This is a genomic window from Sulfurirhabdus autotrophica (assembly GCF_004346685.1).
In the GTDB taxonomy this organism is placed as follows: domain Bacteria; phylum Pseudomonadota; class Gammaproteobacteria; order Burkholderiales; family SMCO01; genus Sulfurirhabdus; species Sulfurirhabdus autotrophica.
Map to the genome: position 1 here is coordinate 1 of NZ_SMCO01000024.1, position 20,470 is coordinate 20,470.

Annotated in this window: 22 protein-coding genes and 2 tRNA genes; 8 read left to right on the top strand and 16 right to left on the bottom strand. The window is 43.4% G+C overall.

The genetic code is table 11. The features are described 5' to 3' along the window. Nucleotides 1-4: 4 nt before the first annotated feature. From EDC63_RS16055 to EDC63_RS16065, 3 genes are all read right to left on the bottom strand, one after another. Complete coding sequence (locus tag EDC63_RS16055) at nucleotides 5-196, bottom strand: hypothetical protein (protein WP_132920958.1); 192 nt, start codon at nucleotides 194-196, stop codon at nucleotides 5-7. Nucleotides 197-437: 241 nt separating this feature from the next. Next, the gene (locus EDC63_RS16060; RefSeq protein WP_124946653.1) at nucleotides 438-2,405 is read right to left on the bottom strand and encodes a PhoX family protein; all 1,968 of its coding nucleotides are present in this window, start codon (nucleotides 2,403-2,405) and stop codon (nucleotides 438-440) included. A gap of 252 nt (nucleotides 2,406-2,657) precedes the next feature. Beyond that, a tRNA-Arg gene (locus tag EDC63_RS16065) sits at nucleotides 2,658-2,734 on the bottom strand. A 799-nt stretch (nucleotides 2,735-3,533) separates the two neighbouring features. Between EDC63_RS16065 and EDC63_RS16070 the strand changes: the two genes are divergently transcribed. From EDC63_RS16070 to EDC63_RS16085, 4 genes are all read left to right on the top strand, one after another. After that, complete coding sequence (locus EDC63_RS16070) at nucleotides 3,534-4,457, top strand: hypothetical protein (RefSeq protein WP_124946654.1); 924 nt, start codon at nucleotides 3,534-3,536, stop codon at nucleotides 4,455-4,457. Nucleotides 4,458-4,562: 105 nt separating this feature from the next. Further along, entirely contained in the window at nucleotides 4,563-5,087 is a 525-nt protein-coding gene (locus EDC63_RS16075) for a hypothetical protein (RefSeq protein ID WP_124946655.1), read from the top strand. Nucleotides 5,088-5,408: 321 nt separating this feature from the next. Next, entirely contained in the window at nucleotides 5,409-5,894 is a 486-nt protein-coding gene (locus EDC63_RS16080; protein WP_124946656.1) for a hypothetical protein, read from the top strand. A gap of 88 nt (nucleotides 5,895-5,982) precedes the next feature. After that, entirely contained in the window at nucleotides 5,983-6,888 is a 906-nt protein-coding gene (locus EDC63_RS16085; protein WP_124946657.1) for a hypothetical protein, read from the top strand. A 348-nt stretch (nucleotides 6,889-7,236) separates the two neighbouring features. Here EDC63_RS16085 and EDC63_RS16090 read toward each other — a convergent pair whose 3' ends face one another. The 7 genes from EDC63_RS16090 to EDC63_RS16120 all read right to left on the bottom strand — a co-directional run bounded on the left by EDC63_RS16090 (nucleotide 7,237) and on the right by EDC63_RS16120 (nucleotide 13,370). Continuing rightward, nucleotides 7,237-8,472 (bottom strand): SEL1-like repeat protein, encoded by a 1,236-nt coding sequence (locus EDC63_RS16090; protein ID WP_124946658.1) that lies wholly within the window; start codon nucleotides 8,470-8,472, stop codon nucleotides 7,237-7,239. A gap of 149 nt (nucleotides 8,473-8,621) precedes the next feature. After that, the gene (locus EDC63_RS16095) at nucleotides 8,622-9,077 is read right to left on the bottom strand and encodes a hypothetical protein (RefSeq protein WP_124946659.1); all 456 of its coding nucleotides are present in this window, start codon (nucleotides 9,075-9,077) and stop codon (nucleotides 8,622-8,624) included. 172 nt (nucleotides 9,078-9,249) lie between these two features. Then, nucleotides 9,250-9,492, bottom strand: coding sequence for a hypothetical protein (locus EDC63_RS16100; RefSeq protein WP_165923019.1), 243 nt, complete (start codon nucleotides 9,490-9,492; stop codon nucleotides 9,250-9,252). A 460-nt stretch (nucleotides 9,493-9,952) separates the two neighbouring features. Next, on the bottom strand, nucleotides 9,953-10,171 hold the full coding sequence (locus tag EDC63_RS16105; RefSeq protein ID WP_124946661.1) for a hypothetical protein: 219 nt from the start codon (nucleotides 10,169-10,171) through the stop codon (nucleotides 9,953-9,955). Nucleotides 10,172-10,219: 48 nt separating this feature from the next. After that, the gene (locus tag EDC63_RS16110; RefSeq protein WP_124946662.1) at nucleotides 10,220-11,884 is read right to left on the bottom strand and encodes a hypothetical protein; all 1,665 of its coding nucleotides are present in this window, start codon (nucleotides 11,882-11,884) and stop codon (nucleotides 10,220-10,222) included. 110 nt (nucleotides 11,885-11,994) lie between these two features. Beyond that, nucleotides 11,995-12,087: transfer RNA gene (locus tag EDC63_RS16115), tRNA-Ser, on the bottom strand. A gap of 53 nt (nucleotides 12,088-12,140) precedes the next feature. After that, nucleotides 12,141-13,370, bottom strand: coding sequence for an aspartate kinase (locus EDC63_RS16120; RefSeq protein ID WP_124946663.1), 1,230 nt, complete (start codon nucleotides 13,368-13,370; stop codon nucleotides 12,141-12,143). A 429-nt stretch (nucleotides 13,371-13,799) separates the two neighbouring features. Between EDC63_RS16120 and EDC63_RS16125 the strand changes: the two genes are divergently transcribed. Continuing rightward, nucleotides 13,800-14,102: a helix-turn-helix domain-containing protein gene (locus EDC63_RS16125; protein ID WP_124946664.1), complete on the top strand. Its 303-nt coding sequence runs from the start codon at nucleotides 13,800-13,802 to the stop codon at nucleotides 14,100-14,102. 54 nt (nucleotides 14,103-14,156) lie between these two features. Here EDC63_RS16125 and EDC63_RS16130 read toward each other — a convergent pair whose 3' ends face one another. Next, nucleotides 14,157-14,960, bottom strand: a complete 804-nt coding sequence (locus tag EDC63_RS16130) for a radical SAM protein (protein WP_124946697.1) — start codon at nucleotides 14,958-14,960, stop codon at nucleotides 14,157-14,159. Nucleotides 14,961-15,127: 167 nt separating this feature from the next. On the opposite strand from EDC63_RS16130, the gene queD reads away from it, so the two are divergent. The 3 genes from queD to EDC63_RS16145 all read left to right on the top strand — a co-directional run bounded on the left by queD (nucleotide 15,128) and on the right by EDC63_RS16145 (nucleotide 17,302). Continuing rightward, complete coding sequence (gene queD / locus EDC63_RS16135; RefSeq protein ID WP_124946665.1) at nucleotides 15,128-15,577, top strand: 6-carboxytetrahydropterin synthase QueD; 450 nt, start codon at nucleotides 15,128-15,130, stop codon at nucleotides 15,575-15,577. A gap of 28 nt (nucleotides 15,578-15,605) precedes the next feature. Continuing rightward, a complete protein-coding gene (locus EDC63_RS16140) occupies nucleotides 15,606-16,046 on the top strand; it encodes a universal stress protein (protein ID WP_124946666.1) in 441 nt (146 codons plus the stop codon). A gap of 599 nt (nucleotides 16,047-16,645) precedes the next feature. After that, complete coding sequence (locus EDC63_RS16145; protein ID WP_124946667.1) at nucleotides 16,646-17,302, top strand: PEP-CTERM sorting domain-containing protein; 657 nt, start codon at nucleotides 16,646-16,648, stop codon at nucleotides 17,300-17,302. A 337-nt stretch (nucleotides 17,303-17,639) separates the two neighbouring features. Here EDC63_RS16145 and EDC63_RS16150 read toward each other — a convergent pair whose 3' ends face one another. From EDC63_RS16150 to EDC63_RS16170, 5 genes are all read right to left on the bottom strand, one after another. Then, nucleotides 17,640-18,485, bottom strand: coding sequence for an SIR2 family NAD-dependent protein deacylase (locus EDC63_RS16150; protein ID WP_124946698.1), 846 nt, complete (start codon nucleotides 18,483-18,485; stop codon nucleotides 17,640-17,642). A gap of 5 nt (nucleotides 18,486-18,490) precedes the next feature. Then, a complete protein-coding gene (locus EDC63_RS16155; RefSeq protein WP_124946668.1) occupies nucleotides 18,491-19,375 on the bottom strand; it encodes a hypothetical protein in 885 nt (294 codons plus the stop codon). 85 nt (nucleotides 19,376-19,460) lie between these two features. After that, nucleotides 19,461-19,790: a hypothetical protein gene (locus EDC63_RS18600; protein ID WP_165923020.1), complete on the bottom strand. Its 330-nt coding sequence runs from the start codon at nucleotides 19,788-19,790 to the stop codon at nucleotides 19,461-19,463. A gap of 111 nt (nucleotides 19,791-19,901) precedes the next feature. Next, nucleotides 19,902-20,126 (bottom strand): hypothetical protein, encoded by a 225-nt coding sequence (locus EDC63_RS16165; RefSeq protein ID WP_124946670.1) that lies wholly within the window; start codon nucleotides 20,124-20,126, stop codon nucleotides 19,902-19,904. Then, nucleotides 20,123-20,371, bottom strand: a complete 249-nt coding sequence (locus tag EDC63_RS16170; RefSeq protein ID WP_124946671.1) for a helix-turn-helix domain-containing protein — start codon at nucleotides 20,369-20,371, stop codon at nucleotides 20,123-20,125. The genes EDC63_RS16165 and EDC63_RS16170 overlap by 4 nt, the downstream gene beginning before the upstream one ends. Between the last annotated feature and the right edge of the window lie 99 nt (nucleotides 20,372-20,470).

Here is a 20,470-nt window from a genome sequence, read left to right on the forward strand (position 1 = left end):
GATTTCAAATCGGCACCAAAATATTTTGCTTTCTAAACCCCGCCCAGATTGGATCTTGGCGGCTCGATTCGCGATTTAACCGGACACTACTGACTGGCAATGCAAAGTAAATCAGCACCGCAATCCCTGCTGACAATATCAGCCTGTTCTTTGCATTAAGTTTCGTCATCCAGCGAAATGCATCCCTTACACTCATCAACATCCTCCCAATTATTATTTACCAGATCAACTCGTTATATGGTTTCAGCGATGTACATGTTATTGCTTAAACTAAGGAATCATAATCCATATTTGCGAAATCAATCGCACCCTATTTTTTACACTTGCAAATATTTAACCAAAACCATTGAATTCACAGTTTCAGCAATAAAAAAAGCAACCGGTTAAGGTTGCTTTCAATACATCATCCCCGTTTACCACGGGTAAACTGCTAGGTGTTAGTCATCGTCATTTCCATCAATTTCGTGTTCGTGATGTTCTTCTGTTTTTTTCACCTTGATTGCAGGCAATCCTCCGATATAACCAACAACACCTCGTTGGTCAATTCCCGCTCTGAATGCATCAAATTCAGGTATTTTGCTCTTGTACCCAGAAAGATCATCAGCGGCACCCGGGTGCTGAATGTTGGACATGATATAGGCAAAACCATTCATATCATCAACAGCCTGCAGCCCCGTCCACTCTGCACCAGCTCGGTTGGTTGCGATGCGGGTAGATTTTTTGGTGTCTACATTGTATGCCCACAGGAAGTTGTTCAGATGGTTACCACTATCCTCTCCAATAAACAAAGTACGCATAGCTTCTGAGTATTTCAGGTTATCAGGGTTAGCCATCTTGTCTGTGTCACATTTGTCATAGGTTCCATAAGCCGTTTGCGTAGCAGGCTTCTGCGCTCCCATCAGCAGTGCATTCATATCAGTTGCTACCCATTGACTATTTATAGGATTACCTGATGTATCCTGCTGCCCACCTTTCAGATTTGACTCATAAACAATGCCGCAAGCCAGATCTTTTGGATCGCTGTCCAGATGAATGTCATCTGCCGGATGATCAGCATTCTGCCCTGCAAGCATGCTATTTTGAACATATGACATAGCAACATACAATTTCTTATCTGCATTGTTTGAGGTTTCACCTTCCATCTTTGTGAACTCCGTTGTTGCACCCATGTAGGCTGCGTAACGGCGCGTCTCAAGAAAAGCGGCGGCTTTATCCATTCCTGCTTTTACTTTCAAGTACTCCAGAGCAGTCTTTCCACCTGTACCTGTGTAAGCGTAGACAGCCTTGTAGTCTGCATAGGCAGCAGGGTTTGCCTGATACTCAGTTTTACTGGCAATATCGAAAATATCAGAAAACTGGATACCACTAGCTACAATCGCGTTGATTTCGCTATCTGAAGCATGACCGAGCTTAATCCATTGAATACCGAATTGACCGCCGTTGCTACCATCGTTTTGCTGCAGCTTCGCAGCATAAATTGTACCTTTGCTCAAGTCTTTTGCTTTATCAGCAACAAACATGGTGAGCACAACATCTCTGCCATCATCCCCTTTATAAGCGGTTCTACCATCAGGCATCACATGGGCCAGTTCATTAGCCAGTCGGCCCATGGCATAATGTTTAACTACTTCAGAGTTACCTTTCTTGCTCACTGTCACTTCCGTGATCATGCCGTATTTGTAAGGATTAGCACCGTTAGGTGGCAGTTGTGCAGACGCATCCAGAAACAGGTTCATCGCAGTAAGAGGCTTGCTTTGGAAGGCTCTTGCATCCGGTTCATATTCTTCGCCGCCAATATGGGTATTCCACGGTGTCAATTCACCAGCACAAGGAATCCATAATCCATCCACACCACTCATATCCACGTTCTTCAAATCAAACGCGTTCAACATTCCATTACGGTGATTCTGCTTGATTGAAGCCAGGTTCATTACCATTGGCAACGCACCATACATACTAACCATTGGCTTGCTCGGATTGACGTTTGGCGCTTCAGTATCATATTCAAGGTGGGTTACCAGAAAAATGTTGTCGCCCTGCTTCATCAGCGAATTAGCATCAGGGCTATGCGCATAGAACGGACCTTGCGCGGTTGTACCGGCTTCATCTATCTGAGCGGTTTGAAGAATATTGCCATTTTTATCGACTATAGTGCCTGCCTTCCAATTACCAATCTGTTCGCCTGAACTATAAAGCGCATTGTAACTTAATGGGAATATTGATTTTTTACCATTAGCATAAGTCACAATAGCACTGGATTCAGTGTAAGCTTTTTGCAATTGTTCAGTTGTAATCGGTGCTTTTGTTTCGGTGAATTCCACACTCACAACTGGCATATCTGCCATGCCAAAAGGCGCATATAAAGTTGATAAGACAGCACTTACAAGCAACTTCCGCTTCATCATTTTAATTCTCCTGAATATACATATCTAAATGAAGCCAAGATTCGTAGCTTCATAAGTAAAAATTGGGATTTCTATGAATCCAGCAGAAGTTTAATTGCGTGAGATGTGAATTTCATGAAGAAAACATGAAAGTTAGGTTACAGAACATTTAGCATATTGGGATTAAATGCACTCTACATCACTCAAGCGATTAAAGTAGATGGCTAGAAATGAAAAAAGGGTTAGATCTTAAGATCTAACCCTTTTATTTTTTGGTGCGCCCGGAGCGATTCGAACGCCCGACCCCTTGGTTCGTAGCCAAGTACTCTATCCAGCTGAGCTACGGGCGCATATTGCAGGAGGCATTATACACATAAAATAACCACCATGCAAATTATGGCGGAGAGAGAGGGATTCGCAATCATCCCAAACTAATCGCTATAAATCAATGTGTTGCAAATAACCAGATGTAGCACCTAGTTACAATCAATAGCTACATTTCAAACCATGTAACGCGCTACTGATCAGAGACGGAATTATTGCATAAACAAAGGCTAAAATAAAGACAAATGATAAAAAAATTCCTTACATAATTTTTAGCTAAATGACTAGGGGTGATCTTGGATTGGAACTGGTGGCTGGCTTTAGTGAAATACACAAAGGCCGTCCTTTATTGAGTAAATGTTTACTGCACAAATAGATATCACCACCGTTTTCACATGGACGCTGGCCAGACAATCCCAACCGCAAAAAACAAATATTTTCCCAGAAAAAAGCACTATTCCAGTTTTCAATGGATATAGGAACAAACGGATTGGTTTTGACCTGGCTTTTGACTTTAAGCCGCTATGCGGTGATTGGCGTCCAGCCAATCAGTACTGGTCCCTAGACCAGTGCCGCTGGGGGAGCCGAACTACGTAAACGAACGACAGTGAGTTAAGCCGCCCTAGCGGCTGGTAGTGGTTTGGGGGCAAAGCCCCGATCATTCCCCGGAGGGGTGAGCCCCGCGCTAGCGGGGTGAAAGGGGTGATCGCTGGGTTTTAGGTGACTATGGACGTCCAGTCCATAGAGCCCCCCGAAGCGGCCCTAGCCGCGTGCCTTTCGGGGGGTGGTCGCCTATGTCCGGGACTATCCCGGACGGTTTAGGAAATGAGCAGGTTTTGCTCATTTTTAGGTGTACCGTTTGCGTGCGGTACGCCAGCCGGCACACTATGGATAGCTGGTCGCTATATTAGACATCATCAACTCAATATAGCGACGATTATGCAACCAGAAAAAAAAGCTCCAAGCAAAGAGATAGCTCGGGATCGTGAGATCGAAATATTGCGGTATCTCCACGTTTTTGGATATCTTACCGCGCAACAAATCGCAGCCCTGGTCTATTCCCATGCCTCCCAAAAAGATCGGCTCGCCAGGCGAACACTTCAGCGCATGGAAGGAGCCAACTTGATTATCAGAAAGTCAGGCGGATTCAACGCGCCAGATCACCATACGCTGAGTGAGCCAGGGGCTTGTTTGCTGTCTTCTCTAACCGGGCTGAACGCGAGTTCTGGAAAAGACCTCGTGAGAGAAATCAGCAAACATCGGGATGCTGCGAATTGGGCGGGAATCAAACTACTGCAAGAGGGTTATAACATCTGGACTGAACGCGATATCCAAAGTGTCGGGGAAAGTGCTCGCAACCCGATGAGATCCCCGATAAAAAACGTCGGGGGTAAAGTTCCTGATTTATTAGCAGTTGATTCAAATCGATTGGTGACTTGGGTTGAAGTGGAGGCGTCGGTTCGCGGCGGCAGGGATCTAAAGAAACTGGCTAATTGGTTGATCAATACTGCTTTCCCCATTTCAGGAAACAGAATCCCTTTAAATCCACCAGCTGACGATTTATGGCTGGATAGAGTCCGGTTCATCATGACTGAAAAGCACATAGCGAGCTTTCCTCAGCGGTTAGAGAGGCAATTAATGAGTTTGTTGGGGCCGAGTTACCAATCAGAATTTTGGACAAACCAGATTGAGTTTCACCGAGTCTGGACTAATGAGAGTTGGACTGGTTTTGAAAATCCACCCCTCTAGTTCGCAGGCATACCGTGCTTTTAAACCCTGCCGGCGAAAGAATGCAATTAAAAATCTATGTTTCTATATTACAAGTAACGTTCTTGTAACACCTCTGGAATAAATATGGACGAAAAATACGAAAATACCACTTCCAAGTTGGTGCCAATCCGGCCTTCTAAATTTATTGAGCAAGTACCGGATTACCCTCCATCTGGCGAGCCCTTATCCGACGAAGATCTGATTGCTGGGGGTCTGGTTCCTGTGAAAACTTGGTTTAGAACTAATAAAACAAAGGCGGCTTTACGTGTTGCGAAGCATCGAGAAAAAAATGCAGTTTTAGGCTTAAAACCGGTTAACGTGGTGGCCAACGCAGAAACCGAAGCAGTGATTAAGCAGCTGGCCGCGGCAGCCAAGGCAGGAAAAACAGCAAAGGCAGCAATTCTTGAGCTTGCCGGGCCTGAGATTCAATTAATTACTGCCGATCTTGAAAAAGAGAAAGCAAAGTCAGTAATTGCAATGACTGACCTGGGGCTGTTAAAACGGGAATTAGCTGATATTAAAGCTGAGCGTGATCGTTTGCGTGCATGGAAGGAAACTGTACGCAAAATGGCCCTTTTAGACAGATTTATGGGACGTTGGCCAAGGTAACTTGCCCTTATTTCTGCATCTTTGCTAAATGCGTATTGAACTTCAAACCCGCCAGTTGTTCTACAGTAAGGTCGGCCACCGATTCTAACAAGCTTCCGCCACTTGCAAATGGCTGCTTTTTGGAAAGTCGAATGCGTACTCCCGATCCTTTCGGTCATTCATTACCTTGTCATTCAGCTTCAGTTCAACATCATAAAACAGACATACAGCCTACCTGTCTGTACCATTGCATAATATGCGGACAGATTATTTATAGAGTACCTTGTTAATCATGTTGTTATCGATAATAAGCCCGCTTTATTAGCCGTCTGAGGAGAATATATGCGCGCTTTTACATTCCTAATATTTTTAACTTTCGCGTCGATTGCGCAGGCAGACCTTTTAGTTTCATTTGTCAAAGAATCGAGCTTGTCTTACGACTTATCACCCAGTAACTATGTTAACTCGTCAAGTAATTACGATAATTCGGTTAGTAATTATGATAATTCGCCGAGTAATTACAACAACTCAGAAAGTAACTATGATAATAGCTCATCAAACCATAACAATGGTGCAAGTGGAGATAAACGACTTATTCTTGAGGAAAACGGAAAGTCATATCGAGTCGGTTATTATGTAAGGGTAGATAACGGTGTGATAAATTTTTTCTCAACCAAAGGTAAGAGGCTATTTTACAATCCTGGAAAAGGCGTTGGCATTTTTCATGGAGAAAAAGGTTTTTTCTGCGGTGTTCTTGCCAGTGTAAATGGAAATTATCAACTAGCTTTAACGGAAAAAGGTACGCAAGTGCTCATGCTTTCTCAATAAACGGCTAACAAACGCATTTAATCGAATAATTTGCTACGCTAGGCAAATTTCCAGTTATGCGGGGCGTTAGGGTTTAAGGAATATTCATATGCCAGACCTAAACTTAACAACGTTGATTTCTTCTATATTGTCGTCAGTTGGGGTGACGGCAGTAGGGGCTTGGTGGCTCGGAAAAAGGTGGGTAGACCATCGACTAAATACTGAACTTGAAAAAACAAAAGGCAATATAAGGAAAGAAATAGAAAATGAACTGGCAGATACGAATGCAAATAGACAGTACCAGTTAGCCGCAAAAACCAGACTCTATTCAGCAATAGGTCCACTTAAGTTTCAGCTACTCATTGCATGCCGTGATTTGGCGCTCCATATACGAGCGTTTGGATTAGAAGGAATTTCTTACTCTCTAAGCCCCACAAACTATTACGGGCAAAGTACGTTATACAGAATATTACAACCATTAGTCATATCGGAGTTGATAGAAAAGCAGATAGCTGTAACGGATTTTTCCGTTGACAAAGAAGCAGTAGATCTACTTGTATTTAAAAAGCTCGGGTATGAAGCATTAAAAGGCGACAAACCAATACTAAACAACCCGGATGAGGACTGGAATCACCAAACGCAGCATTTGTTTCATCATTCAATCTCAAAGATCGTTAGTTCTCTTATTGTTGTGGACGGCACATTAAATCGTCCCATGCACTTCAAAGAATTTGAACAATTTCTTTTATCGGTGCATGGAAAGGAAGTGCTTGGTCCGCTTGTGGACTTGATTCAAGATTTTACAATTATGGGAAAGCCAATACTCTGGGTCCGTTTGGTGTTTTATGCATATTGTTGCTCCCATATTGTAAATAAACTGGGGATTAAAATTGGATTTTCAGAGATCGATATTCATGTAAGAGAATTACTTTTGGAGTCAAACAACGAGTTCAATAGGCGAATGCTGGAAGACTTTCAGCACGTCTTCAGTACCCTAATAAATGGTGGCCTATAAAGGAACAGTGAACAACTACCCCTAACAAAACGCTCCAACCGACATCTGCGCTTGGTCGTTGAAGCTGTAGAAATTTTCCTCTACAAATCCCACTCTGAATGGTCGCTGTTTGCTACCTTCCCAACCTTAAACCAAACTGATTCTAATAACTTTTCATGGCACACGACGCAAGTTCGCCATGGAATCCAAGCCAATGGCCGTTTTGGGGAAAGGCGAATGCGTATTCACGACCCAAGTAGGCGATCATAGCCTTATTATCATAGGTCCGATCAACAGCTCGTAGCAGTCAGCCGAAGCTAACAACTTGCATAAATGCTTTATTGATAGATTTTATTCCGAGATTTCTTTTTAACTTCTCACATTCAACCTTGCAAGCGCATCAATAGCTCGCTGATCTCCCTTGTTAGCAGCCTCTCTATACCATTTAATAGATTCCCCCAAGTCTTTAGGAGTATTCTCGCCCTGCTGATACATAAATGCTAGGCAGCATTGAGATGAGGCCAAGCCCAATTCGGCGCCTTTACGGTAAAAGGCCATAGCCTCCCGATGATCCTTAGGCACACCATAACCATGTTCGTAGAGGTAGCCAAGATTCTGGCAGGCCATTGCCTCATCCTGTTCTGAGGCAAGTCGGTACCATTTAGCCGCCTCGGCATAATTTTGCCGAACACCAGTTCCGCATTCAAGGCAACGTCCAACTTGAAACTGTGCACCAGCATTTCCATGTTCAGTCGCCTTCATAAACCACTGGTATGCCAATCCCCCATCCTTTGCCACCCCGCGCCCAAATTTGTAGGCAAGTCCAATGTTATGCTGAGCCAAATCAAAACCTTGATTGGCTGCCTTAAGATACCACTCAGCAGCAAGTACATCGTTCTTAGGCACACCACGCCCATGCTCGCACATCAAGCCAAGATTATGCTGTGCAACCGCTTCACCTTGTTCAGCCGCTTTCAGGTACCATTTGCAGGCTTCAAAGCTATCCTGAGATATGCCAATTCCACGAGCATACATCATGCCTAAGTTTGTTTGTGCAGCAGTTGAACCTGCCTCGGCTGCTTTTCGGTACCAGAATGCTGCATTTGATAAATCCTGCTGGACACCGAAACACCCCGTGTCGTAGGCCACGCCAAGTATGAATTGAGCAGAGCAATTCTCATATTTTGCAAGACGTGTTAAAACGTGAAAAGACTTTGCATCATCTGGCAATTTTACTAGGAAGTCGAAATGACGCACCTTTAAGTTATTTTTAGCAATTTCATGCCCTTGTTTCGCAGCCTTTTCTAACCAACTAATAGCGTCCAGATTGCTTTCAATGTTCTGTTTACTGAGTAAAAAACGCAGAGCATATTGGAACTGAGCCTCCGCATTTCCCTGATGTGCCGCGAGACTAAACCAGTGCTGAGCTTGAACAGAGTTTTCTGAAATGACATCACCGTACCCAGACATGTGCATATAGCCCATATACAGTTGAGCTATTGAGTTCCCTTTTATTGCCAAAGGTTCAAGACATCTCAATGACGTTACATAATCGTCTACCTCAAATGCGCTGATTCCTCTTTTGAGATCAAAATCGACAATCATGGATACTCTTTTCCCCTAAGTGGTGAAACTACATATAACCCAAATAATACTCAGATTAAAATCGAATAATGATAATCAACTTTAGAAAAAACTATTTTGTATGGCTCTTTGCGCAGAAGCTGCGGGATAATGGGTAAACATTTAAGTCGCTATGATTCTGATTTGTGCTCTATCAAGAACTGAGTCAAAGATAGCGCCCCCTTTTTTGTAACAAACAAACTTACATCATAAGCCCCTCTCTGCTGTCCAATATCAAAGAGCCCCCCTGATAAAGTCCATAGCAAGTTGAATAAACTTTCCCCTTTCTCAACACCGAACATCTGCTCAAGTACTTGAGCAGATGTTGTGGTACTTACTGACTGATCATATTTTTTATTTGTGGATTCTGCAAAATATTGCGCAAAACTGTCAGAAAAGCCCCATACATATCCGAGAAAGAACGGTAATACATCATTCGTGAGAAGAGTAGTAGGCTTTCTTTCTGCCAGCGTTAGCTGTAGCGTTATTAATTTATTCGTCGCCTGCGAAATCGTTTTAGCACTTTCTATGCATTCTGCAATGCTCATTTTTTTTCGAGTAAATACCCGAAATAGTTTTTTAAACATGATAGTTGCTCTCCATTCAAATATCCAATAACACTAAAAGCGTGGGTTATGAATTTGCTTCACCTTAATCCTTGCTTGTTTTTTATTAGTTGATGATTGCCAAATATATTTCCACAGAAAATTTAGGATTCCTGTTATGAACCGAAGCTGTATTCCAAACTATTCAAACTTTTTAATCTTGATTTCTGCCAAAAAATGAACCAGCAAGCAATAGCAGTCCAGATAAATATTGAATAACAAAACCACCAATAACAGCCGCCATGGTTATCATCAAACCCTTGACAAAAGATACTGCAAAAAGGATATAAGCTCCAAAGCAGAACATTAAATACCACCCTGGACTTAAAAATAGGAGTAGAGAGGCAGTGCCGACGAGGATTGAACCAATTGTTTTTCTTATCATATAAATACCCATTTTAGTTATTTGAAGGGGTAACCTGATTTACATTTTTCTCGATTTATACAAATTGTTTTTTTGTTCACCTAGCCCCAAAAGTAATTTCTTGCTTGAAATAAGTCACAGTTTTTGAGGAAATATAACAGACTCAATCCACTCAGGGCTCGCGTCCCGCATTACATCTTAAATGATTTTAATTATGCATGTATCAATTAAATGAAATATGTAAAGATCAAGCCAATTTTTAAAAACCCCTAGCTCGCTGATCGCCTGTTTGGTCATGGTTCCCCAAAGCGAGATTTGGCAAACTGCGGGGGTCTTCAATAAACGAACACTTTGGCCGACTTTGAGACTGCCGCAGCTCTCAACGCGAATTTCCGCATATGGCACGTAGCTGGTGGATAGTGCGGAAATCTAATTTCATTTCGAGGGGTGTAAAGAATCCCTACAAGATTCCATGATTCCATTTGAATGTCCGCTATTGAGCAAATTCACAAGCGACTGCTTTTGTTACGAAACTGCCTGATACCCCTAAATTCCCGCCATTGGTTTTAGAGCAAGATGCAACAACATCCGATTCCGGCACGCCGGCTCGTCTAAAGAGATCGGGCAGGGATTTGCGTTCATCTTCCGTCACTTCGCGGTAGCCTTGTATTTTAGCTTCTTCAGTCAGGCTTTCAATATTGTGTGGTTGCATCAATACGTCTATTGGGTAAGCTACATGTTTAAAGAGTTTTCCAGAATTTCATTTCTCAGCTTGTTTTTTGCTGTCATTGATCCGCTTTCGGTTTCTACCGGCTATGCGTCGGCGCTCCGCATCTGCCATTAATGCCTTGATATCATCCACTGTAGGCATAGCAGGTGGCGTCAGAACAACATCAGCATAGACCACTTTATCTATTTCACGCTTCAGGGTTTTTACCCCGGCTATCGATCCGTAACTACTGCCAACACCGGGGGTTTTGTGTCCGGTGATGGCGTCATGAATTTCAGTGGGCAATGGAATATTCCGCGCAGCCGTTTTCAAGGTATGGCGAAAGCTATGCACGTCTTGTTTGAAATCATATTCGCCGATCCTATCTTTAACAAAAGGAACAAACCAATCAGTCAGGCCATCGGAGTTAACCACTCCTGGAAACAGTCTATCAGCCCCAGAATCCCTAACAGTTGCGACGTATTCACTAAATCCAAGACGAATTATCTCGATATGCATTGGCGTCATGCGCTCACAAGTATCTTTTTTAAGCTTGCGCAGCGTGTTATCTTTGAAATGCAAGTAAAGGATCCCCTCCACTTCCCCTACTTCCTCAATCAGGAGACCTGTAAGTTCTTCCCTGCGTGCCCCGGTATATAATGCAAGCAAGGGTATCCAGAGTGCGGCATGCTTTCCAGCGGACGCAGGGATGTCATCGATTGAGGGGGGATTGCGGAAGATTTTTTGCAATGCTTCCAGGGAAAACTCTCTCCTGCTGCTTTTGGCTGTTTTTGCTCCTGCCACGGATACGTCAACAAATGGATTGCGACGTTCGCCTAATAATTCGTTGTTAAGGGCATAATGGTAAACAGTGCGCGCTGCACTTAGCCGCGTCAATGCCGTTTTTTTAGCCACTGTGTTTACCAGTTCATCACGCCATCCGATAATTTGTGAGCGCGTGATTTCTGCTGGAGGGCATTTAGCATAGAACGCAAGGTCTCGGATATTTCTGTTGTACAGCGATACACTGCTGGGTGACAAGTCTTTGTGGTGGTTATGGTAATACTCCAACAAGTAATCCCAAGTGCAAGATGAGCCGTTGCCACTAGTGATTGGCTTGGGTGCGGGGGGTGTCGGTATAAATTTACCTTCGGCCCGTTTATCCAGGGTTTCTGTTATTTGGCGAAATGCCGTGACGAAGGGAATATAGCGGGCGTCAACTGGACCAGAAGGCAATTTGCCCGTCGCTTGCAGCATGAAAAAAGGGATCAGTGATCGCAATTGGAGCAGCAGTTCTGCGTCTCCCATTACGCCAGGAGGAGGAAGTTCGTGGATAAAGCTTGCTTCCCGATCTGGAGTGCGTTCAACTTCTGCGCCGGATAACACGGCTTCCAGTGCCGACTTGTATACTGTTTCATCCGCAGCCAGTAAGTAAGTCTGCATGGTCGCTGCTGCAAGGTTAATATCGTCAGACGAAATGGTCTGCCCAGACGACTGTTTCAGGCTTTCATGTCGATTCAATACATCATCAACTTCAACTGCAAAACGACGAGCAAGTTGCTCTGCTTCGCGCCGATTACCTGTTCCTAGTGAAAAACGAATATACCCGTTTTTACCGACTAGCTGAGGCCCTGATACCAGTTGAATGAACCGCCCTGTGAAATCTTTGAGTTTACGGGAAAACCAGAATATCTGCTTGCGCTGAATTATGTACATTATCTTTGAGTCCTTAGCTACGTTTTTAGCTACAATACTAGCTACAACAATTAGCCACAACCCATTGATTTATTTACCACTTGTAGCAAATACAAGCACTTGAATAAGGTTGGCGGAGAGAGAGGGATTCGAACCCTCGGTAAGGCTATAAACCCTACGCTCCCTTAGCAGGGGAGTACCTTCGACCACTCGGCCATCTCTCCGTTTAGAGGCGGTAGAATACCGCGAACTATCTAAAAGGTCAAAAAAACTTGCTTTATGCTGGTTCCTGATCCAGATTAAAAGCTTTGTGTAGCACACGAACGGCCAGTTCCAGGTACTTTTCATCGATTACAACTGAAATCTTAATTTCAGAGGTGGAGATCATTTGTATGTTAATTCCGTCTTCTGCCAAAGCTTTAAACATAGACCTGGCAATACCAACATGAGAACGCATGCCGACACCAACGACAGATACTTTAGCAATTTTGTCATCGCCAGATACTTCGCGCGCACCGATCTGAGATTGAGCGCTTTTTAGGATGTCTAGTGCTTTGGTAAACTCGTTGCGGTGTACTGTGAACGTAAAGTCTGTTGTACCATCTGCACCAACGTTCTGGATAATCATATCTACATCAATATTGGCGTCTGCAACTGGCCCTAGAATCTGATACGCGATACCTGGCTTGTCTGGTACACCCGTTACTGTAATTTTTGCTTCATCGCGGTTAAAAGCAATGCCCGAAATAATCGCTTGTTCCATAATTTCATCATCCTCAAAGGTAATCAACGTACCGTCCCCACCTTCTTCGAAGCTGGATAGTACGCGCAGTTTGACCTTGTATTTCCCTGCAAACTCGACAGAACGAATCTGCAACACTTTAGAACCCAGGCTAGCCATTTCAAGCATTTCTTCAAAAGTAATGCTTTTGAGCCGTCTGGCCTCTGGCACAATGCGGGGGTCAGTCGTATAAACGCCATCTACGTCGGTATAAATCTGACATTCATCCGCTTTAAGTGCAGCGGCCAATGCAACGCCAGTGGTATCAGAACCGCCGCGACCCAAGGTGGTGATATTGCCTTGTTCATCCACTCCCTGAAAGCCTGCCACAACCACCACATGGCCACTATCAAGGTCAGCCCTTATTCGGGCTTCATCAATACTGACAATACGCGCCTTTGTGAACGAGTCATCAGTGAGAATTCTGACTTGGGAACCAGTGTAGCTTTTTGCCTTTAGCCCTAAATCCTTTAGCGCCATGGACAACAATGAAATAGTCACCTGTTCACCCGTAGAAACAAGCACATCCATTTCACGAGGGTCAGGGATTTTTTGAATGCTCTTGGCCAGTTCAATCAGTTTGTTTGTTTCTCCACTCATTGCAGAGAGTACAACCACTACCTGATGTCCGAGCATTTTGAATTTTGCTACGCGCTGTGCAACGTTTTTTATACGATCAACATTCCCAACGGAAGTGCCGCCATATTTCTGTACTATCAGTGCCATCGAAGACCTTGAAAAAAAACAATAAAATTACAATTTCTCAAAAAAATGCGCATGTTAACGCAGTTTCTGCCTGGCGGGAATTTTAACCCAAGTAGGCAAATAAAACGAGTACAAAAGTGGAATTTACAATTTATAAACCTTAGCTTACCCCGTTATCCCGCCTGGTTTTTTTCAAATACGTTTAAATGAATCCGTTGCAAATGCCAATTTTAACTATCCGGATAACCAATTAATGACATGCGAAATACCAGGAACACCAATATCACCCTTCATGAATTTTTGACATACACATGATTTAGGATAAAGTCAATAATGCATATGATCTGGAATTTTTCTATTTTTATGCTATCATGGTATCAGTAGTACTTAATTGAGTGGCATGTAATGTCAATTCCATAATCTCCTTAGATAATTTAAAGTGTAGAGAATATGAAACTATTCGAAAAAATCGTAAATCCTCGGGATATCAGACGCAAACTTGGTATGAACCAGCAAGAGTTCTGGACCCAGATCGGTGTAACCCAAAGTGGCGGTTCACGCTATGAGAGTGGCCGCTCCATGCCTAAACCTGTACGTGAACTATTACGTCTGGTGCATGTGGAGCAGGTTGATCTTTCCAAAGTCAAGCATGAAGACTTTGAAATCATCGATTATCTGAAGGGTAGCCATCCAGATCTTTACAAGAGCCTGAAGAAAGCGGTTCGCACCAACAAGAAAAAAGAAGAACACTAAGTTTTTCTTGAGTTTGAAAGATGTTTAGCCGTGTTATCTAATTAGATAACACGGCTAAAGGCTTTCCCTTACTTCCAGCCCCGCCTCACGGATTTTATTCGCATAACTCAACAGCCATTCTTCGGGCAATGCGGATAACCTACTCGCTTCTTTCTGCATTGAAGGGCGAGCTAGCCCATAGAGCAACACCCCTTTCACCCCTGCTTCTTCGCTCACCAATTTTTTTATCATTTCCAAATAAGCATGTTGTTCTTCATTTGATGGTGCCTGACCGTCCATACCGAACACGCAAGTTTGTAGCCACGTTGGGCAAAGAGACGCTGCCACACGCAAATTCTCCTGCACGCGCTGCAATCCTATTCTGGAGCCATTTATTCTGCGCATACCCTCGGCAGTCGCGCTATCCAATTTAAACCAGACCTCACCGTTTAAGCCGGCCATATGCTTTAAGCCCTGCTGAACATAGCCACGATTTACCAGGCTACCATTAGTAATCAGCACCAGCTTTATTTTGCCAATAAGATCAAACTCTCTCATCAATTTACCAATGAGCAAAATAACATCCGCAAACTCTTTGGCGCTCGTTGGCTCACCATTACCTGACAATGCGATATCATTAATACGCCTGGCTTCCGGGGGCACCCTCTTCACCATAAAGTCACCGTGCAGCAGTTCAAGCAAAAATCCGCGCAGTTCTGCTTCCAGTTTTTTAAGTTCAATTTCGGGGGGGGCACCTCGCTTTAAATCGGGTACCTGGCAATACACACAGCGCCAATTACAAGCATTATTTGGATTTAAATTAATCCCAACCGAGACACCCCCCGCCCGCCGGGAAATAACCGGATAAACATAGGTCATGTCTGCGCTATCACGATTGTGGTCAACCGTTGTCAGCACATTAGTATGGATAGGCACGAGCATTCCTTGAGTAACGAATTAAATATGAATTGTAACGGTTTTAACTGACTAAATACGGATTCAACAACAATGATATAATTGGCAATTTTCACACTCCACCTTAGACCATGCAAATCACACGCAGACTTGAATTTGATGCAGGACACCGCATTCCCCACCACAAAAGCCAATGCAGGCATATGCATGGTCACCGTTATGCCATTGAGATCACCCTTTCAGGTGCTATTATCGAAATAGAAGGCATTTCCGAGCAAGGCATGGTAATGGATTTCACCGATGTGAAAAATATTGCCTATACTTATATTGCAGGTGTTTGGGACCATGCTTTTCTAGTTTATACGGGTGATACACAAGTGATCGAATTTTTGAAAACATTACCAGAACATAAAACGGTAGCGCTGCCCTTTATTCCCACTGCTGAAAACCTTGCCGCCGAAGCCTTCCGTATTCTAGATAAAGCGTATCAGGATACTTATGGTAACAATTTGCGACTGGAACAAGTCAGACTATATGAAACCCCGAACAACTGGGCAGATGCGGTAAGAAATAAAATCTAGTTCTGATTCAATAATCGGAGAATACAGATTGTATAAACGAATCCTCGTTCCTATAGATGGCAGCGCCACTTCAAATAACGCTTTGCGAGAAGGGATAAAGCTTGCCAGTGAACAACACTCCCAGCTCAGAATTGTCCACGTAGTGGATGAAGCCGTTCTCTACAGTGATGTTGAAGGCTTTATGGATATCACCGCTCTGCGAAAAGCCTTACAGGAATCAAGCAAGAACTTACTCACCAAAGCCGCTGAAACCGCCAAAAAAGGCGGAGTAGATGCTGAAACAGCCCAACTCAATACTGCAGGCGAACGAATTGCCACAACAATTACGGAAGAAGCCAAGCGTTGGTCAGCCGATCTTATTGTCATGGGTACGCATGGCCGGAGCGGTTTTGATCGCCTGCTAATGGGAAGTATCGCTGAGGGCGTAGCGCGAATTGCGCCAGCGCCGGTGCTACTAATACGGGATTAACTTCTTTAATTAAAATACGCTCGATTGAAAACGACCCATTTTCATGGTCTGTTGTTTTCTCAGGAAATCAGTTACGTCACAGTTTTTAGAAACAATATTGCCCAAACTGCTTAATGACTGAATATACTAAAACCACAGCTTTCAGGTTAAGCAGTTAGTTTAACAAGTTTAAAAAAACTGACAGATACTCAGAAAAACCGATGATGAAATGACAACTCAAATCATCTTCACACCTTATTAAATGAAATTTTCACTTCCCTCAAATCAAGCTTTCCAAAAAGACAAAATCTTCAGCTCTTCAACGCTAAAATCATAAAAAATTAACCAAATAAACACCCTAAATAATAATAAATGTCGAAAATATTTACATATATAATATTAAATATTTAGAATAAAAACATAATGTTGTATATTTTTAAACATCAAAACTGTAATTTCAAACCCAATACTGTCGAATTTTTTTACTAATTTACACAAACCCCAACTTTTGACATGCAAAACACCATATATTATCAATCAGTTATATAACTATCACACATATGGCACAGTTTGTGCTTAGTGATACATGCAGTACTTTTAATATAATTGGATAAAATATAATGAAGAAATTTTTAGCGTACTTTTTATTTGCCATTTCAACAGGGGCAAATGCCGGCGTTATTACCACATTTTCGGACAGAACAACATTTGACTCAGCCGTTGGTTCAACCACTTTAGAAAATTTCACCAACACATCTCACTTCCCAATTCCCGGCGGAAGTTTAAGTTCCACAACTGCTTTTGGCACCCTGGCTGCTGGTAGTATCAAGAGCGGCGTTACTTACACAACACCAACTGGCTCAGGAAATTATTTCAACATAGATGCTGGCGGTGGATTTAGCGGTGGGTTTCTTGATGGCTTTAATCCTAGCGATCGTGATTTAACAATCACTTACAACCCAATTATTTCAGCATTTGGATTTGATACAAATAGCTTAATGCCAAATTTTGACATTACAATTAATTTTTTGTCTGGCCCTAGCTACATCAACAACTTCTCAGGTATCTCTGCCATGCAGTTTTTTGGCTTTCAAAGCAATGCAGCCGATATTCAATCAGTGGTCATAAGTGGCAATAACAGCTTCTTTGGTTTTGCTATTGATAACCACTCATTTGGTGGCAACGCGCGCCCTTCAGCAGTACCAGAGCCTGCAACTTTAGTACTGATGGGATTAGGCTTGGCGATGCTAGCTACACGACGTAAAGCAGCAAAATAAGCATAACTAACTCAGTCCATGAACCCCGCCCCTTATTGGTGGGGTTTTTTATTTATAGTCAGGGTTCCTATCAATATTAATAGGGCCTTCTGCCAGCACTTCCAATAACTAATCACACTACAATTCAGTCGATGCAAATGAAAAACGGCCCATTATAAAATGGACCGTTATTTTTTGGCGGGGCGGTGTCCTACACATTGGAGCCTGTATGCTTCACTATATCTACATTTATAATTATCATTTAATTTAGTTACCACGTTTATTACCACGGTTTAGGCTTTGATACCCCTGCGCGATCTTGCCGATAATCACGTTGGGAATATGCACTAAGAAACGACTATGAAACTACGGGAAGTCCGGAGATCGGTTGTAATACCGCTTCAATCCCCTGTAAAGCTGCAAGCCCATCCATCTTAAAACCCATATAAGTTGCACTATTGCGTTCCGTTTCTTTTGGATTGATACGAACCATAAAGCCATTTTGGTTTTCACTAAACCTCCGAACAGTAGGAATGCTTTCACCTGCGCCTATTTCGATAATGACAGGGCGATTAATACTGCTAAGCCATACTTTGAGATTCGATTCCTGAGTGTCTGCTCTATAGCTAAGCCAATCCCTATCGTTAAACATCAGGATATTCGGACGGGCAATTTCTCCGCAATGAGGGCACCGTGGAAAATCAGATGTCAGCAGACAGTTTTCTTGGTCTATCAGAGGATGAAAATCTTCGGCAGACCAAATATCCGCCATACAGCCATCTTGGCATTGCAAGTGGTGAATTGAACCATGGCATTCATGTATTTGTCTGTTGCTGAAACCTGCTTTCTGGAACTGAGCATCCACATTACTGGTAAAAACAAACATGCCCTTGGGCATGGATTCACCGAGACGGAGCAGGATGGAAAACCCTTCATGGGGAACGGTATCTCGGTAAAGGTTCAAGCGGTGACCATAGAAACCCCAAGCTAACTGTGGATTGCTGCGAAAGGCTGATGGATTAGCAATCTCATGAAATTGAATCCCTGCTTTTCCCAGAGCAGGGTATGCTTGCCAGAACCCTTCTGCCCCCCGAAAATCAGGTAAACCGGAATCAACTCCCATGCCTGCCCCGGCAGTGATGATTAGGCTATCAGCTTGCTCAATCTGATCCGCGCATTGGGCGAACCTATTATCTACAATCATGTTGCTCAAGTTGACTTTACCCCAGCTGGTGAAAGCGACACTAGCGTCAATATTGCAAAGGCGTGAGGGCAATTTTTTTCAAGTGTTTCACCTGCAAGATTACACAGATTAGTACATTCGATAACCATCTGGTTATGAAACCATGCCTGTTTTTCTGCAGAAAGCAGACCCAAATGTCCAACCTCGCGCCACTCCTTTGCTACATCCCGGACAGAAATATCGGGGGTAAACAGTTGGCGCAGGAAAGGATGATGGCCAGAAAACATCTGCCACATACCGGAGGCGCGATCGAAGACATTACCATGCTCCTGATAAATTTCAGGATGCGTCACCATGTATGCAACAATTCTTTTGAGCGCAGCCAACATATCATAGGTGTCCCATTCGAGTAATGTTTCCTCTCCCCATATGGTCTGATGATTCTCATCTTGGGCGGGATGTATACCTGCCATCCACATACCGGCAAGCAGTTTTGTCGTTACAGAATCCGAACTGAGTATGCGTTGCTGCCGCTGCTTGACATTCATCAGTCGGTGTTCCATGTAATCCAGATAACGCGGTTCGCTTAGAAAAGCCATCATTGCAGTTCGATCTTCCTTGCTCCAGTCCACCGCTAGCTCATCCCAGCGTGACAAGGTAAAACCTGTTCGCATATAAACCAAGCCAGGCGGTGGCGTAAGACTACCTTCTCCCATTTTAGGATCAATACCTTTACCATGCGCGTCTTCTGGTGTAATGAAGTAAGCCACTAGTAACCAGTCCATCATCTTGGAAATACTGTCTATAGGCAGAATTTTGTGGATATTCGCGGCATTGTCGGAATCATCGAGTAATTCCAAAAGCGGGTAAGGATCAATGGCAACATGACGACCACTGGGTAGTTGTGGCATGAAAGTTTCCTTAATTATGGGCAATGGCTTGAGTGGTAAAAGCTCGTATTGTTCCAATGTTTGAATTTTGCCAGGCAGTGAGGTGCTACCCCTCGTTTCCGGCAGAGCCATCGTAAAGGATGGCGCCTGTTTTCTTTCCGACCAGTATCACACGGCTACTTCGCACCGCAAGCACATCATGATGATCGTTCCAGGGGGCATAAATATACCAGCAGGGTTCGGATGGTCTGTTATAAATGCGACAGTTGCTCGGTTGCGTGCCATAGCAGATTAACGGGACATTCCTAACTTTGTTCGTAATTATTTGTGAAGCGAGTCGCAAAGCCTTGTTCTGTGATACGGGCATGCGCATGCGAACCAGTAATTGCCGTAGCCAATCCCTTATTGCTTTTATTGCTAGGTTAATTTCACGCATATCAACATAGTCCGAATTTCCAAGAGCAATTTTTCCGGTATAGGAAGTCACGATAATTTGTGATGCGGGGTATGATTAATTTTTTTCTGGCTGGGCTTTAGCGGATATTGCTTAGGCTGTCGTTCGCAGTCTGACGGAGAAATTTGCGACACCCAGCTTGAACAAAAGTTTGGCTGTCGCATCCAGGGTTTTAAATTCCCGCGTTTCTTTTTTACCCGTTTCCAGCGGCTTGCCATCCGCCACAATCATGTAACCTTGCGACATCACCGCATAATGCACTTGTATCTGTTTAATGGCGTGCGCATCCAGCAACAGTTTTATTTCCCGCTCGGTCATGATGCTTCCTTGTCTGTATGACTCTGAACACCAAAAAGATCTCCTTGATCCACTACCACAAGTAGATCTCCCGGCTTCACTTGAAGAAAGTCGCATAGCTTGGATAGTACTTCACGGTCAAAGCTGTTTACTTTGTCATTGTAATAACGGTCCAGCGTAGCGCGAGCGACACCTGTCCCACGACAAACATCAGAAACTTTGAGGCGCTTAGCACCTAAAATAGTGGAAAGACGACAACTAATCATATTTTTCTAGTAATTATTAATCGATATCGATTAATATATGATAACTAAAGTAGAATGTCTAGTGTAGGATTTATGAATTTTATTAACTAATAATCCTAA

Coding starts and splice junctions, on each gene's coding strand:
- EDC63_RS16105 (WP_124946661.1), bottom strand. CDS start 10,171: ATGCAACCACACAATATTGAAAGCCTGACTGAAGAAGCTAAAATACAA.
- EDC63_RS16170 (WP_124946671.1), bottom strand. CDS start 20,371: ATGATTAGTTGTCGTCTTTCCACTATTTTAGGTGCTAAGCGCCTCAAA.
- EDC63_RS16060 (WP_124946653.1), bottom strand. CDS start 2,405: ATGATGAAGCGGAAGTTGCTTGTAAGTGCTGTCTTATCAACTTTATAT.
- EDC63_RS16070 (WP_124946654.1), top strand. CDS start 3,534: ATGAGCAGGTTTTGCTCATTTTTAGGTGTACCGTTTGCGTGCGGTACG.
- EDC63_RS16100 (WP_165923019.1), bottom strand. CDS start 9,492: ATGGGTATTTATATGATAAGAAAAACAATTGGTTCAATCCTCGTCGGC.
- EDC63_RS16125 (WP_124946664.1), top strand. CDS start 13,800: ATGAAACTATTCGAAAAAATCGTAAATCCTCGGGATATCAGACGCAAA.
- EDC63_RS16095 (WP_124946659.1), bottom strand. CDS start 9,077: ATGTTTAAAAAACTATTTCGGGTATTTACTCGAAAAAAAATGAGCATT.
- EDC63_RS18600 (WP_165923020.1), bottom strand. CDS start 19,790: ATGCGTGAAATTAACCTAGCAATAAAAGCAATAAGGGATTGGCTACGG.
- queD (WP_124946665.1), top strand. CDS start 15,128: ATGCAAATCACACGCAGACTTGAATTTGATGCAGGACACCGCATTCCC.
- EDC63_RS16055 (WP_132920958.1), bottom strand. CDS start 196: ATGAGTGTAAGGGATGCATTTCGCTGGATGACGAAACTTAATGCAAAG.
- EDC63_RS16085 (WP_124946657.1), top strand. CDS start 5,983: ATGCCAGACCTAAACTTAACAACGTTGATTTCTTCTATATTGTCGTCA.
- EDC63_RS16110 (WP_124946662.1), bottom strand. CDS start 11,884: ATGTACATAATTCAGCGCAAGCAGATATTCTGGTTTTCCCGTAAACTC.
- EDC63_RS16090 (WP_124946658.1), bottom strand. CDS start 8,472: ATGATTGTCGATTTTGATCTCAAAAGAGGAATCAGCGCATTTGAGGTA.
- EDC63_RS16120 (WP_124946663.1), bottom strand. CDS start 13,370: ATGGCACTGATAGTACAGAAATATGGCGGCACTTCCGTTGGGAATGTT.
- EDC63_RS16130 (WP_124946697.1), bottom strand. CDS start 14,960: ATGACCTATGTTTATCCGGTTATTTCCCGGCGGGCGGGGGGTGTCTCG.
- EDC63_RS16145 (WP_124946667.1), top strand. CDS start 16,646: ATGAAGAAATTTTTAGCGTACTTTTTATTTGCCATTTCAACAGGGGCA.
- EDC63_RS16075 (WP_124946655.1), top strand. CDS start 4,563: ATGGACGAAAAATACGAAAATACCACTTCCAAGTTGGTGCCAATCCGG.
- EDC63_RS16080 (WP_124946656.1), top strand. CDS start 5,409: ATGCGCGCTTTTACATTCCTAATATTTTTAACTTTCGCGTCGATTGCG.
- EDC63_RS16165 (WP_124946670.1), bottom strand. CDS start 20,126: ATGACCGAGCGGGAAATAAAACTGTTGCTGGATGCGCACGCCATTAAA.
- EDC63_RS16150 (WP_124946698.1), bottom strand. CDS start 18,485: ATGATTGTAGATAATAGGTTCGCCCAATGCGCGGATCAGATTGAGCAA.
- EDC63_RS16155 (WP_124946668.1), bottom strand. CDS start 19,375: ATGCCACAACTACCCAGTGGTCGTCATGTTGCCATTGATCCTTACCCG.